Annotated in this window: 11 protein-coding genes and 1 pseudogene; 4 read left to right on the top strand and 8 right to left on the bottom strand. The window is 74.4% G+C overall.

Annotated elements, in window-relative coordinates:
• Position 1 precedes the first annotated feature (1 nt).
• From OUQ99_RS06220 to OUQ99_RS06205, 4 genes are all read right to left on the bottom strand, one after another.
• Positions 2-862 carry a biotin-dependent carboxyltransferase family protein gene (locus OUQ99_RS06220; RefSeq protein ID WP_267948475.1) on the bottom strand — a complete coding sequence of 287 codons (861 nt, stop codon included), beginning with the start codon at positions 860-862 and terminating at the stop codon, positions 2-4.
• On the bottom strand, positions 859-1,515 hold the full coding sequence (locus tag OUQ99_RS06215) for a 5-oxoprolinase subunit B family protein (RefSeq protein ID WP_267948474.1): 657 nt from the start codon (positions 1,513-1,515) through the stop codon (positions 859-861). Before OUQ99_RS06215 ends, OUQ99_RS06220 begins: the two co-directional genes overlap by 4 nt.
• A 106-nt stretch (positions 1,516-1,621) precedes the next feature.
• Positions 1,622-2,407, bottom strand: coding sequence for a LamB/YcsF family protein (locus OUQ99_RS06210; RefSeq protein ID WP_267948473.1), 786 nt, complete (start codon positions 2,405-2,407; stop codon positions 1,622-1,624).
• 213 nt (positions 2,408-2,620) lie between these two features.
• Positions 2,621-3,871 carry an NRAMP family divalent metal transporter gene (locus OUQ99_RS06205; RefSeq protein WP_267948472.1) on the bottom strand — a complete coding sequence of 417 codons (1,251 nt, stop codon included), beginning with the start codon at positions 3,869-3,871 and terminating at the stop codon, positions 2,621-2,623.
• 298 nt (positions 3,872-4,169) lie between these two features.
• Here OUQ99_RS06205 and OUQ99_RS06200 point away from each other — a divergent pair, with 298 nt between their 5' ends.
• Both OUQ99_RS06200 and OUQ99_RS06195 read left to right on the top strand, forming a co-directional pair.
• On the top strand, positions 4,170-4,877 hold the full coding sequence (locus tag OUQ99_RS06200; protein WP_267948471.1) for a GntR family transcriptional regulator: 708 nt from the start codon (positions 4,170-4,172) through the stop codon (positions 4,875-4,877).
• Between the two features lie 164 nt (positions 4,878-5,041).
• Positions 5,042-5,833 carry an aminotransferase class IV family protein gene (locus OUQ99_RS06195; protein WP_267948470.1) on the top strand — a complete coding sequence of 264 codons (792 nt, stop codon included), beginning with the start codon at positions 5,042-5,044 and terminating at the stop codon, positions 5,831-5,833.
• Between the two features lie 225 nt (positions 5,834-6,058).
• Here OUQ99_RS06195 and OUQ99_RS06190 read toward each other — a convergent pair whose 3' ends face one another.
• Entirely contained in the window at positions 6,059-8,242 is a 2,184-nt protein-coding gene (locus tag OUQ99_RS06190; RefSeq protein ID WP_267948469.1) for an MMPL family transporter, read from the bottom strand.
• 417 nt (positions 8,243-8,659) lie between these two features.
• On the opposite strand from OUQ99_RS06190, the pseudogene OUQ99_RS31635 reads away from it, so the two are divergent.
• A pseudogene (locus tag OUQ99_RS31635) lies at positions 8,660-8,908 on the top strand (hypothetical protein); the annotation flags it as partial.
• An 18-nt stretch (positions 8,909-8,926) separates the two neighbouring features.
• Here the strand turns inward: OUQ99_RS31635 and OUQ99_RS06185 are convergent.
• Together OUQ99_RS06185 and OUQ99_RS06180 are read right to left on the bottom strand one after the other, a co-directional pair.
• Entirely contained in the window at positions 8,927-10,408 is a 1,482-nt protein-coding gene (locus OUQ99_RS06185; RefSeq protein ID WP_267948468.1) for an SDR family oxidoreductase, read from the bottom strand.
• Positions 10,405-10,959: a DUF4383 domain-containing protein gene (locus tag OUQ99_RS06180; protein WP_267948467.1), complete on the bottom strand. Its 555-nt coding sequence runs from the start codon at positions 10,957-10,959 to the stop codon at positions 10,405-10,407. The genes OUQ99_RS06185 and OUQ99_RS06180 overlap by 4 nt, the downstream gene beginning before the upstream one ends.
• 91 nt (positions 10,960-11,050) lie before the next feature.
• On the opposite strand from OUQ99_RS06180, the gene OUQ99_RS06175 reads away from it, so the two are divergent.
• Positions 11,051-12,151, top strand: coding sequence for a MerR family transcriptional regulator (locus OUQ99_RS06175; RefSeq protein WP_267948466.1), 1,101 nt, complete (start codon positions 11,051-11,053; stop codon positions 12,149-12,151).
• A gap of 86 nt (positions 12,152-12,237) precedes the next feature.
• On the opposite strand, the gene OUQ99_RS06170 is transcribed toward OUQ99_RS06175, so the two are convergent.
• Positions 12,238-13,431 carry a lycopene cyclase family protein gene (locus OUQ99_RS06170; RefSeq protein ID WP_267948465.1) on the bottom strand — a complete coding sequence of 398 codons (1,194 nt, stop codon included), beginning with the start codon at positions 13,429-13,431 and terminating at the stop codon, positions 12,238-12,240.
• Positions 13,432-13,490: the final 59 nt, after the last annotated feature.

Genomic DNA, 13,490 nt, shown 5'->3' with positions numbered 1-13,490 from the left:
CTCACATGGCGAACCGGATCCGGCTTCCGGGGCGGGCCTGCGCGGCCTTGGGCAGGTCCGCCGTGCGCACGACGGCCACCACCGGGTAGCCGCCCGTGACGGGGTGGTCGGCGAGGAACAGCACCGGCTCCCCGCCGGGCGGTACCTGGAGGGAGCCCACGACCATGCCCTCGCTCGGGAGCTCGCCGGAGCGCGAGGGCGCGCGTTCGAGGACGGGGCCGGACAGCCGGGCCCCCACCCGGTCGCTGCGGGAGGTCACCTCGTACTCGCCGGAGAGGAGCGTGGCGATCGCGTCGTCGGTGAACCAGTCCTCGCGGGGGCCCAGGTCGACCCGGAGGGTCGCCTCGGGCCCGCCGACGGGTGCGACGGCCGCATGGTCGACGCGGGGGAAGCCGGAGGGGGCCGGTCCCACCGGCAGCACCGCGCCCGGCACGGGCGCCTCCGGTCCGAGCCCGGCGAGCACGTCGGTGCTGCGCGAGCCGAGGACCGGCGGGACGTCCACGCCGCCGCGCACGGCCAGGTAGGTGCGCAGGCCCCGGGAGGGCATGCCCATGGTGAGCTCCGCGCCGTCGGGCAGGTGCAGGACCGTGTTCGCGGCGGCGCCGCGCCCGTCCACCGACAGCGGCGCCTCGGCGCCCGTGACGGCGACCGTCACCGCTCCCCGGGCCCGCACGCGCAGCCCGCCCAGGGTCGCCTCCAGCGCCGCGGCGCCCTCCGGGTTGGCGAGCAGCCTGTTGGCGAGGGCGTAGGAGGCCGCGTCGGCGGCGCCGGAGCGGCCCACGCCCAGGTCGGCGTGGCCGAACCGGCCCGTGTCCTGCACCGTGGTCAGGGGCCCGGTGGCGATGATCTCCAGAGCGCTCATGACGCCGTCGCCCCCGTCCGCGCGTCCGCGCCGGCGTCCGGGGATCCCGCGTCCGTGAAGCGTACGCGGACCCCGGGCCGGAGCAGGCCGGGCGGTTCGCGGTCCAGGTCCCAGACCCTGGCCCCGGTCCTGCCGAGCAGCTGCCAGCCCCCCGGGGAGCTCCGCGGGTACACCCCGGTGAACTCGCCGGCGAGCGCGACCGAGCCGGCCGGGACCCGGGTGCGGGCCTCGCTCCTGCGGGGGACGTGGAGGCGCGGGTCGTCGCAGACCATGTAGCCGAACCCCGGCGCGAAACCGCAGAAGGCGACGGTCCATGTGGCCGCGGTGTGCGCCCTGACCACGCCGTCCCGGGTGAGCCCGGTCAGCTCGGCGACGTCGTCGAGGTCCTCGCCGTCGTAGACGACGGGGATGGTGACCGCGTCACCGGCCGCCCGCTCCGCCCCCGGCGCCGGGGACAGCGCGCGGACCGCCGAGGCGATCCCCTCCGGAGGTGTGCCGGGTTCGATCCGCAGCAGCACGGTGCGGGCGGCCGGGACGACGTCGGTGACGCCGGGGACGGGGTGCGCCTCGAGCGCGGAGCGCAGGGCCATCACCTCGGCCAGGTCCCCGACCTCCACGAGCACCCCGCTGTCGGCACACTTCAGGACACGCAACAAGACTCCTCAACCTGGTGGTGGCGGACCTGCCGGCGGCAGCAGGCCGTCTTCGCGCGAAGAGGTGCGCACGCCCCCGCGTGCGCACCTCCCCGGACGGGAACGGTCACGCGTCCTCCGGGGCGGCCGGGGCCTCCCGGGTGAACGGCGCGACGGCGACCCCGGCGGAGCGGAGCCGGTCCGCGACGGCGCGGGCGATCTCCACCGCGCCGGGGCTGTCGCCGTGCACGCACAGGGAGTCGGCGGCGATCACGATCTCCGTCCCGTCAATCGCCTCGACCGGCAGGCCGCGGGCGATCCGCAGGCAGCGCTCGGCGATCGCGGCGGGGTCGTGGAGCACGGCTCCGGGTTCGCGACGGGACACCAGGACGCCCTCGGGGGTGTACGCGCGGTCGGCGAAAGCCTCCCGGTAGGTGCGCAGCCCGGCCTCCTCCGCCAGGGCGAGGAAGCGGGACCCGGGCAGGCCGAGCACGGGCAGGCCGGGGTCGAAGGCGCGGACGGCCTCGACGACGGCGGCGGCCTGCTGCTCGTGGTGCACGATCGTGTTGTAGAGGGCGCCGTGCGGTTTGACGTAGCGGATGCGGTCGTCGGCCAGCCGGGTGAACGCCGCCAGGGCGCCCAGCTGGTAGACGACGTCGTTGGTGAGGTCGGCGGGCGGGACGTCGACGAAGCGGCGGCCGAACCCGGCGAGGTCCCGGTAGCCGACGTGCGCGCCGACGGCCACGTTCCGCTCCTTGGCGTCGGCCGTGGTGCGGCGCAGCACGCTCGGGTCCCCGGCGTGGAAGCCGCAGGCGACGTTGGCGCTGGTCACGACGGACAGCAGGGCCCGGTCGTCACCGAGCTCCCAGCGGCCGAAGCTCTCGCCGAGGTCGGAGTTGAGGTCGATGCGCAACGTCGGTGCTCCTCGTTCTTCTTCGTGCCTGCCGGGGCGTCCGGACCGCGCGCCTCCGCGCCCGCGGCGCCCGCCGCCCCTCGGCACTGCCGTACTGTGCGGGCCCCTCACGGGGCTCCTACCCCGTCCGGTCCGCGAGTCCCGGACCTGACGGCGCAGGGGGGTGGAACGGGGGGCGCGGCGGGCCCTCGCCGCGCCGCGCCCCCCGGGTCTCTACTGCCAGAGGGCGGCGATGCCGCCCAGGGAGTTGACGGCCATGTACACGGTGAGCAGCCAGGCGGCCGCGCCGATCGCGATCAGCCAGCGCGGGTAGCGGTAACCGCCCAGGAGGTCGTGGGAGCGGCGGGCCGCGACCCACAGCATGATGCCGAGGCCGACCGGGAGGATGACGCCGTTGAGCGCGCCGGCGAGGATCAGCAGCGTGTTCGGGGCCTGGCCCGACAGCAGGAAGATCGCCAGCGAGATGCCGATGAACACCGTGACCAGGACACCGCGGCGCTTCTCCAGCCAGGGGTGGAAGGTCGTCACGAAGGAGATCGAGGTGTAGGAGGCGCCGATGACGGAGCTGACCGCGGCGGCCCACATGATCATGCCGAACAGGCGCATGCCGACCTCGCCCGCGGCCTGGTAGAAGGCCTCGGCCGAGGGGTTGGGGGCCTCCATGATGGCGGCGCCGCCGCTGACGACGCCGAGGATGGCGAGGAAGAGCAGGACCCGCATGACGCCGGTGACGATGATGCCGGTGACGGAGGTCTTGGTGATGGCGCCGGCGTTCTCCTGGCCGCCCTGGCCCGCCTCGACGAGGCGGTGGACGCCCGCGTAGGTGATGTAGCCGCCGACGGTGCCGCCGATGATGGTGACGGCGGCGAGGAAGACGTCCGTGCCGAGCTGGTCCGGCATGACGGACTGGCGCAGGGCCTCGCCGACCGGGGGCCGGGAGACGATCGCGACGTACAGGGTCAGGGCGATCATCCCGACGCCGAGGACGATCAGGATGCGGTCGAGGGCGACGCCCAGCTTCTTCACGCCGAGGATGACGACGGCCAGGAGCGCGGAGAGGACGGCGCCGATCCTCGGGTCGAACCCGAGCATGGCGTCCAGGCCGAGGCCCGTGCCCGCGAGGTTGCCGACGTTGAAGATCAGGCCGCCGAAGACGATCAGGGCGGCCAGGAGGTAGCCCGCGCCGGGCAGCACCTTGTTGGCCAGGTCCTGCGCGCGCATGTCGGCGACGCCGATGACCCTCCAGATGTTCAGCTGGACGGCGATGTCGACGAGGATCGACAGGAGGATCGCGAACGCGAAGGTCGCGCCGAGCTGCGCGGTGAAGGTCGTGGTCTGGGTGATGAAACCGGGGCCGATGGCGCTGGTGGCCATGAGGAACATCGCACCGAGCAGGGTGCTGCTCACCGTGATCCGCCCGAGCCGGGGGCGCACCTTGGGGGGCGCGGGGGGCATGTCGCCCATGGGACTCTCCAGGGAGTGCGAGAAGCGTGCCGTGGCGCGATGATCGACCACGCCGTCGTTGGATTGTTGAACAATACTTCAATCCTACGAGACGAGTAAAGGTGGCGTAAGCAAAAATCCCAGGTCACTGCTGTTACCGAGGACCACACTCAGCCCTCTACGCCCCAGGGGTGTTCCACAAGCCCGCCAGTAATAGGTCCATTCATCCGACGAACGGATGCCTTGGAAGACCCGCCTCCCCAGAGGACCGGCGGGTCGGTCACAATGGAGTAACCGAACGCACCCCCGAGGAGCACATGTGACGGCCACGGACGCCCACACCGACCGGACCCCCGGCCGCAGGCGCCCCCTGCCACCGCTGCCCACCCAGGCCGAGCGTGTCGCCGAACTGCTCCGCGAGTCCCTCATCGACGGCGCCTACCCCCCGCGGCAGCGCCTCTCCGAGGAGAGGCTGTGCGAGGAGCTGGGCGTCTCCCGCAACACCCTCCGCGAGGCCTTCCGGCTGCTGGTCCGCGAGCGCCTGCTCGTGCACCAGATGCACCGGGGAGTGTTCGTCGCCCACCCCACCAGCGAAGACGTCCGCGACCTGTTCAGGACGCGCCGCGTCCTCGAACTCCCCGCACTGCGGGGCGCGGTACGCCCCGGGGAGGAGGCCGTGCGCGCGGTCGGCTCCGCCGTGGACGAGGGCGAGGCCGCCCGCGACCGGGAGCGGTGGAAGGAGATGGGCACCGCCAACATGCGCTTCCACCAGGCCCTGGCCGGGCTCGCCGGGAGCGCCCGGGTCAACGAGTTCATGAGCCAGGTGCTCGCCGAGACCCGCCTCGTCTTCCACGTCATGGACGCCCCCCGCGAGTTCCACGCCCCCTACCTGGACTGGAACCGGCGCATCCACACCCTGCTGGCCGCGGGGGACGTGACGGGGGCCGCCGACGAGCTGGCCGCCTACCTCGACACCTCCGAGCACCAGCTCGTCACGGCCTTCACCGCCCGGGAGCGGGACGCCTGAACCACTGAACCACGCCCCGGCGCCGCCCGCCCCCGGCGCCTCCGGGGGCGGGGGATCCGAGTCCCCCCGGACAGCCTCGGACCGCCGCCGACTTGGGATGAATTGTCCACAGGTCTCGGGAAAGCCGCGTGACGGAGGTCCCGAAGTGCCAGAATGAGGACCCGATGGAACTGAACGGACGCCCCGTCGGCATCGGGGAAATCGCGGGCCTCGCCCTGTACGGGTACGGCCACTTCACGACCATGCTCGTCACCGACCTGCGGGTGCGCGGCCTCGACCTGCACATGGAGCGGCTGACCCGGGACTGCCGGACCCTGTTCGGCACCGAGCTGGACGTCCTCCGGGTCCGCGAACTGGCCCGGAGGTCGGCACGCGCGCACCCGTCGCCCTCCGTGGTACGGGTGACGGTGTTCGACCCCGGCATGGACCTCGCCCGCCCGGCCTCGCGGCGGCCTCCGCAGATCCTGGTCACCACCCGGCCGGCCCCGGCCCCGGACGGGCCCCCGGCGCCGCTCCGCCTGGGCACCCGGCTGTTCGCCCGGGACACCCCCCGGGTCAAGGGCACCGGGATGTTCGGGGCGATCCGCCAGCGGCGCTCGGCCCAGCTGGACGGGTTCGACGACGCCCTCTTCACCGGGGTCGACGGGCGCGTGTCGGAGGGCCCCACCTGGAACATCGCGTTCCTGGACGGCGGCGGCGTGGTGTGGCCCCAGGCCCCCTGCCTGCCCGGGGTGACGGCCCGCCTGGTGGACCGCGCCGCCGACTCCCTGCGGATCCCCGTGTCCACCCGGCCCGTCGCCGGGGCCGCGAGCACCCGCGTGTCGGGGGCCTTCGTCACCAACGCCGCCACGGGCGTGCGGCCGGTCACCTCCATCGACGGGGTCCACCTGCCGCAGTCGGCCCTGATCCGCAGACTGGCCGACGCCTACCGCGCCATCCCCGGCGACGCCCTCTAGCCGTCGGGGACCGAGGGGCGCGCGGCCCCTCCCCCGCGGTCCTGCGCCGCAGGCGAGGCCGGGCTCCGACACCGGCCAGGGGTACAGGACCGTCCGGGCCGGGGTCCCCCACGCCCGACCGGCACCGGTTCCGGCCGGCCACGAGCCGGCGGGGACCTCCGGCGGCCGTCCGCCCCCACCGGTCTCCGGGCCCCGGGGAGCCCCGGGGCCCGGAGACCGCGGACCCTATCCCCGCCGGTCCGCCGGGGCGGTCCCGGCGGCCACGGCCGGCCTGCCGGCCCGCCCCGGCCACCACACACGCGGTCCCACGTCCAGGGACAGCGCGGGCACCAGCAGGGTGCGGACGATCAGGGCGTCCACGAGCACGCCGAACGCCACCAGGAACGCGAGCTGGAGCAGGAACAGCAGCGGGATCACCGCCAGCGCCGCGAAGGTCACGGCCAGGACCACCCCGGCCGACGTGATCACGCCCCCCGTGACGGTGAGCGCCCTCAGCACGCCCTCCCGGTGCCCGTGGACCAGGGTCTCCTCCCTGGCCCGGGACATCAGGAAGATGCTGTAGTCGATGCCCAGCGCGACGAGGAACACGAACGCGAACAGCGGGACCACCGGGTCCGCTCCGGGCAGGCCGAGCAGGTGCTCGAAGACCAGCGTGCCCACGCCGAGCGCGGCGGCGAAGGAGAGCACGTTGGCCGCCATCAGCAGCAGCGGAGCCACCAGGGAGCGCAGCAGCGGGATCAGGACGAGGAAGACCACGACCAGGACGAGGGGGACGACCACGGCGAAGTCGCGCTGGGCGGTCTCCAGGGTGTCCAGGTCGGTGGCGGTCACACCGCCGACCAGGGTGTCGGCGCCCTCGACCCCCCGCAGGGCGTCGCGGAGGCCGCCGACGGCGGAGACCGCCTCGGACGACTCCGGGGGAACGGAGAGGGTCACCTCGACCAGGACGCGCCCGTCCTCCACCAGCGGCGGGGCGTCGGCCCCGGGCGGTCCGGGCTCGGTCACCGCGACCGCCTCCTCCACCTCGGGGAGGTCCTCCGCAGCGGCGACGACCTCGTCGAGCCGGTCGGCGTCGGCGACCACGAGGGCGGGGGCCGCCCCACTGGTGGGACCGAAGCCCCGGGTGAGCTCCTCCTGGGCCTCTACCGCCTCGACCTGCGTGCGGAACACCTCGGACTGGCCGGTTCCCCCGGCGTCGAACTGGGGGGCGAACACGGCCGCCGCCGCCAGCAGGACGGTGGTACCGATCCAGTAGGCGCGGGGACGGCGCGAGACCGTTCCGGCGATCCGGCCCCAGAAGCGGTGCCTCGCGATGACCGCGTCGAGGCCCTCCTCCCCCGGCCCGTCCCCGGCCGCCGCGCCGTCACCGGGCCGGCGCGGGGCGGACGGCCAGAAGACCGCCCTTCCGCAGAGGGCGAGCACGGCGGGCAGGAAGGTCATGGCGGAGAACAGGGCCGCGGCGACGCCGATGGCCACGACCGGGCCCAGGCTGCGGGTGGACGCCAGGTCGGCCGCGAGCAGGCAGAGCAGGCCGAGGATGACGGTCCCCCCGGAGGCCAGGACCGGCCCGGTCACTCCGCGCACCGCGGCCAGGACGGCCTCGGGGACGCGTTCGCGCGTGGTGAGCTCCTCCCGGTAGCGGGCCACGAGGAGGAGCGCGTAGTCGGTGCACGCACCGACGACCAGGATGAACAGGATGCCCTGGCTCTGCCCGTTGAGGCTGACCAGCCCGGTGTCCGCGGCCAGGTAGACGAGCGCCCCGGACAGGCCGAGGGCCAGCAGGGAGGCGAGGACGACCAGGACCGGCAGCAGGGGCGACCGGTAGACGGCCACGAGGATGACCAGGACGGCGGAGACCGCCACGACGAGCAGGGTCGAGTCGATGCCGCCGAAGGCCGCGGTGAGGTCGGCCGCGTACCCGGCCGGGCCGGTGACCTGTGCCTGGAGCCCGGGGACCGGGTCGTCGGCGAGGAGCGCGCGGAGCTCGGCGACCGCGTCGCCGGTGTCGTGCCCCGGGTCGATCGCCACGGTGAACTGGGCGACGGAGGGGTCCTCCGTTCCGGGGAAGGGTCCGATCACCGGGCCGGCGGCCCAGGGTTCGCCGGCCACCCGCTCCCCGACCCCGGCGATGGCGGCCAGGTCGTCCTCGGCGATGTCACCGCCCCCCGAGTAGACGACCACCGCCGGGACGGCCTCCTCGCGGTCGAACCCCTCGGCGATCTCGGAGACCTCGGTGGACTCGGCGCCCACCGGCAGGAACGCCCCGGGGTCGTTGGTCTGCACCTCGCCGAGCCTGCCCAGGAACATGCCGAGGGGGCCTGCGCCGAACAGCCACACGAGGGTGATCAGCAGTGCCGCGCCGGCCCACCAGCGGGTGCGTCGGGGTGGTCGGCCGTTGTCCTTGCGCACGGGTGGCGTCCTTCCGTTGCCATCGATTTTTCACTCGCAATAAGAGTATCTTGGATTTCGAGTTACTTGCGACGCGGGTCCGCTCCGAACGGCCGTGCGGTGGGCCCGGGGAAGGGACAGGAGAGAAGGAGGGACGGGGTGAAGCCCCCGGTTCCACGAGGGGAGGCGGGTGGGCCGCGGCGGCCCGGTAGGGCGAACCCCCGGACCGCCGCGGTCACCCTCGGCGGTAGCCGCACTCGTGGCGGGGGTAGCGCCAGATCGACATCGAGACCCGCTCATCTGGGCCTTCTCCCCGCCGGAGAACGTCACCGGGCCCCCGTCGGGGCGGTGATCTGGGTGTACTCCAGCGTCAGGTCGGTCAGGAGCCGCAGGAGGGTCTTCTCGGGGTGGTTCATTCCTGGCAGCGGCTGCCGCCGCGTGGACCCGGTCGGGTCGGGAGGCCAGCTCGTCCAGCATGCGCTCCCGGGTGGCCAGTTCCTGGGCGATCTGGTCCGGGGTCGGCCCCTTGAACTCGTCCGCGTCTTTGGCCTGTGCGCCGGTGTGGTCGCGCCAGGTGCCGTCGGCGTCCTGGGGGTACTCCACGACCGCGCTGGCCGCGACGACTGGGTGTGGTCGGTGGTGTTCGACCCTGACGGGCAGAGGCTGGCCAGCGCGGGCGACGACGGGACGGTACGGGTGTGCGGTTCAGCCGACGCCCTTCCGTCCAGCGGTCCGCTCGGCTTGGGCGGCGATGTTGGCCGCCATGGACCCGAACACGATCCCGTGGAACGGGGTGACGGCCTTCCAATACAGGTGACCGAGGAGACCCCGGGGATGGAAGAGCGCCCGCTGGTGGTAGACCGTGCGGTCCCCCACCCGCGCCACGCCCATCTCCAGCCAGGCCGGGCCGGGGAGCCGCATCTCCGCCCTGAGCCGGAGCAGCCTGCCCGGCACGACCTCCTCGACCCTCCAGAAGTCCAGGGAGTCGCCCACCCTCAGCCGGAACGGGTCGCGCCGTCCCCTTCGCGGTCCCACCCCCCCGACCGCGAGGTCGATCCACCCGCGCGCCGCCCAGGCCAGCGGCCAGGAGTACCACCCGTGATCGCCGCCGATCCCCTCGACCACCCGCCACAGGTCCTCGGGCGCGGCGTCGACGTACCGGGCGCGGACGTCCGTGTACAGGCTGCCGCCGGTCCAGTCGGGGTCCGTGGGCAGCGGGTCCGACGGCGCGCTCGGCCAGGCGGCCGACGACCACCGCGTGTCCACCCTCGACTCGTTCACCCGCCGCAGTGCGAGCCGCACCGCGCCGTCGAAAGCGATCCGCTGGTGGTCGTCCAGCTGGTCCGACAGGTCGTCCTCCCCAGCGACCGCGTCGTGGCGCAGCGAGTTCACCAGCGGTCGGGCGATCGCGGGCGGCACCGGCGTGATGAGGCCGACCCACAGGCTGGAGAGCCCCGGGGAGAGCACCGGCACCGGGACGATCACGCGCTTGGCGATGCCCGCGGCCCCGGCGTAGCGCTGGATCATCTGCGCGTAGGTCAGGACCTCCGGACCCCCGATGTCGAAGACGCGGTTGGTCCCCTCGGGCAGCTCCGCGGCCCCCACCAGTAGCCTGAGCACGTCCCGGACCGCGATCGGCTGGACACGGCTGCGCACCCATCGGGGCGTGGTCATGACCGGCAGTCGCTCGGTGAGGTGGCGCAACATCTCGAAGGACGCCGAGCCCGATCCGATGATCACCGCCGCGCGGAGCACGACGGCGGGCACCGCCGACTCCAGGAAGATGTCGCCGACCTGCGTGCGCGACGCCATGTGCGCGGACAGGCGGCCCTCCTCGGGAACGAGTCCGCCCAGGTAGACCAGCCGACGCACGCCCGCCCTCTCGGCCGCGCGGGCGAAGTTCGTGGCTCCCTGCGCGTCGACGCTCTCGAAGTCGCGTCCCCCCGACATCGAGTGGACCAGGTAGTAGGCCGTGTCGACGCCCCTCAGCGCCTCGTCCAGCCCGTCGCCGGAGACGACGTCTGCCCGTGCCACCTCGACATCGCTCCTCCAGTCGACGTCGCGGAGCTTCTCCGGGGTGCGCACGAGGCAGCGGACGGCGTGCCCTGCCGCCAGCAGCTCGGGCACGAGCCGTCCGCCGATGTACCCGGTCGCCCCGGTCACCACGGTGCGGCGGTCCCCCGTCATCCGTTCGCCCCGATCGCGCCGGGGCGGTGCGCCCCGCCGCCGTCCCGGCCGTGGTCCCGGCCTTGGTCACGGCCGTGGCGGCGGCGCTCGCGCCGCTCCGCGCGGATCCTGCGGTACGGGTTGTCGCCGGGGAGGTTGCCGCCGACGCGGCCGTACATGCCGAAGGTCATCACCATGATCCCGACCACGAAGCTGAAGATGACGTTGGGCATCGAGAACGCCAGGATGTTGGGTCCCGCGCTCATGAGGTAGAGGTTGACCAGTCCGCTGGCCACGAACGCCAGGCCCACCACCGTGCAGACGGTCGAGGCGAACGAGCCGCCCAGTACGGCCGCGCCGAGCAGCAGCGAGCCGATCGCGATCGAGAGGAAACTGAGCGCGCCGTTGGTGGACAGACCCGCGATCACCTCCCCCCGGGTGTCGAACAGCGGGAGGCGGACCAGCAGGCCCGCGATCCCGAAACCGATGAGTACCAGGCCCGTGAGTCCCGCCCCGACTCTGTAGACCACGCCGAGACGGCGGTCGGCCGGACGTCCGGTGTCCAGATCCATGGTGCTGCCCCTTTCGGTGTCCTCCCAGCTAGAGTCGTGTGTGAGTGGCGCACACCACAAGTCGCGTCGCTTTCGCAACGCTTGGGGCGCCATGTCCGACGCACTCACTCCAGGGGCGACCGCCCGCCTGCTCGGGGTCGCCCCCTCCACGCTGCGCAGTTGGGACCACAGGTACGGGATCGGCCCCCGCGAGCGCAGTCCGGGCGGCCACCGCCGCTACTCGCCCTCCGACGTCGCGCGCCTGCGCGAGCTGTGCCGACTGGTCGGGGAGGGCCTTCCGCCCGCCTCGGCCGCCCGGCTGGCACTCGACCGGGGCCCGAGCGTCCCGGCTCCGAGAGGCGAGGGGCAGGGGAGCGCGGGCTCCGCCGACGCGGCGGCCGGCCCCGCGAGAGTCGGCAGCGCGCGGGGCCAAGGCGACGGGGGCCGCCGTGCGGGTCCCACGGGTCCGGCCCCCCGCCCCGGCGGGGACACCCTCCCGCTCGGCCACGCCGTGCCCACCCTCCAGGGGATCGCGCGCGCCGCCATGCGCCTGGACGCCGACCTGGTCGAATCGCTCCTGGAGGAGGCCCTTCTGCACCACGGCGTGGTGGCGGCCTGGGAGGAACTCGCCATGCCGCTGCTGTACGGGATGGGGCGCAAGTGGGAGGACACCCTGCGCTACGTGGAGGTCGAGCACCTGCTCTCGTGGTGCGTGTCCTCGGCCCTGCGCCGCGTCCCCCCTCCCTGCCGCGCCCGCGCCCCCGGCGGATCGGGCACGGGCCCCGCCACGGAGACCGACCCGGGGTCCGGCTCGGGAACGGGCACGGATCCCGGCACGTGGACGAGCGCCCGGCCCACCGTCCTCGCCTGCGGTCCGCACGAGATGCACGGCCTGCCGGTGGAGGCCCTGGCCGCGGCCCTCCGGGAGCGCGGTGTGCCCCACCGGATGCTCGGTCCGTGCACCCCGGTCGAGGCGACCGTGCGCACGGTGCGCCGCATCGGACCGCGCGCCGTCGTGCTCTGGTGCCACGCGGGCGACCCGGCCGACGCCGCCGCCCTGCGGGGCACGGTGCGCGCGGTGGCCGAATCGCCGCAGTCCACCGCCGTGTACACGGCCGGGCCGGGATGGCGTTCGGTGAACGGGGGCGCGGTCCTCGCGGACGCGCATCTGAACTCCCTGGCCGACGCCGTGCGGGTGCTCGCCACGGGCTGAGCCCCGGCCCGCGCTCCCCGGCTGGAACGCTGACGAGGGCGAGGAAGGGGGCGGGGACGAGGACGGCGACGGCTCGCGGTCCCGGCTCAGGGGCGGCGGACCAGGCCTGTGCGCAACGCGTGCCAGGCGTGCTCGGCCGAGGTCAGCGACATCGCCGCGACGGGCGTGCTCAGCCCCATGGCCAACTCCCTGTGCAGGGGCGATCCCCCGTCCAGGAAGGCCAGCACGTCCCCGAGGCGGTTGGCCGCGAACAGCCCCGAGAAGAACTCCGCGCCCCGCACCCGGCCCGTGTCCAGAGCCCGCAGCATGACCGCGTCCATCACCAGGTGGCGGCGCCGGTGCGGCACCGGCGGAACGGGGACCCGGCCCCGCGCCAGGGCGCGGGCCACCGCGTCCGCCTGGCGGCCCACCCCGCTGAACGTGTACCCGGTCGAGGGCCGGGTCGCGCCCCCCGCCGTGCCCACCCGAAACACGCGGCGCCCCGCCCGGGTCCGGACCGGCGCGTCGGTCATGGGGATGACCCCCTGCTCGGCCGCCGTGACCTCCAACCCGGACAGCCCGAGTAGGTCGCAGTACCGGACTAGGGCGCTCTCGTACTCGGCGGTGGTGAGCGCCTCCCGGCCGAACTCGGTGTACTCCACCAGGGCCTCGCGCGCGGACAGCGGGAGCACGTAGCCGAACGCGACCCCGTTCACGGGCTGGGCCGGGCGCAGGTCCATCAGCACCGCCGAGCCCGGGTCGAAGGCGTCGTGGCCCGCGCGCACGAACCAGCCGCGGAAGTGTTGGAGGAGATGGGTCCGCCCGCGCGGGAAGGGCCGCGGAGGTCGCGAGTCGAACACCCACGAGGCGGTGAGCGCCGACCGCTCGCCGCCGGGCCCGGTCCCCTCGACCTCGGCGTGGTCCTCACCGTCACGGACACCGGTCACCAGGAGCGGGAGCTGGTCCACGTGCCCGCCCGCCGAGGCGCGCACGTGCGCGTCCACGTCGGCCGACCTGAGCATCTTGTACACGTACGGAGCTGCGGAGGACGCGTGGACGGCCCCGTCCGCCCCGACCACGGACAGCCGGTCCCACCGGGCTGCCAGCAGCGCGTCCCAGGGCCCGCCGTCGGGTTCCCAGAAGCACCACGTGCGTGGCGGAGGGGTGTGCGGCCCCGGCGGCGGCTCCACGAGCGCGACACGCAGCGGGCGTCCCCGTCGGTCGTTGATACCACCGAGCCGGTGGGTCAGGGTGAGCCCAGCGGCTCCCCCGCCGATGATCGCCACGTCGTAGTCGGCCATGCGTCCAGCATGCCCCCGGGAGGCCGCCGCGAGCACGCGAACACCCAGCCATCACCGGG

The organism is Streptomonospora nanhaiensis, assembly GCF_026642255.1.
GTDB classification, from domain to species: domain Bacteria; phylum Actinomycetota; class Actinomycetes; order Streptosporangiales; family Streptosporangiaceae; genus Nocardiopsis; species Nocardiopsis tropica.
The sequence above is the reverse complement of the archived record's forward strand: the minus strand, read 5'-3'. Positions and strand labels throughout refer to the sequence as shown.

Excerpts from the sequence above, each read along its gene's own strand:
- OUQ99_RS06220 (WP_267948475.1), bottom strand. The coding sequence starts at position 862 with ATGAGCGCTCTGGAGATCATCGCCACCGGGCCCCTGACCACGGTGCAG.
- OUQ99_RS06205 (WP_267948472.1), bottom strand. The coding sequence starts at position 3,871 with ATGGGCGACATGCCCCCCGCGCCCCCCAAGGTGCGCCCCCGGCTCGGG.
- OUQ99_RS06195 (WP_267948470.1), top strand. The coding sequence starts at position 5,042 with ATGGAACTGAACGGACGCCCCGTCGGCATCGGGGAAATCGCGGGCCTC.
- OUQ99_RS06185 (WP_267948468.1), bottom strand. The coding sequence starts at position 10,408 with ATGACGGGGGACCGCCGCACCGTGGTGACCGGGGCGACCGGGTACATC.
- OUQ99_RS06180 (WP_267948467.1), bottom strand. The coding sequence starts at position 10,959 with ATGGATCTGGACACCGGACGTCCGGCCGACCGCCGTCTCGGCGTGGTC.
- OUQ99_RS06175 (WP_267948466.1), top strand. The coding sequence starts at position 11,051 with ATGTCCGACGCACTCACTCCAGGGGCGACCGCCCGCCTGCTCGGGGTC.
- OUQ99_RS06170 (WP_267948465.1), bottom strand. The coding sequence starts at position 13,431 with ATGGCCGACTACGACGTGGCGATCATCGGCGGGGGAGCCGCTGGGCTC.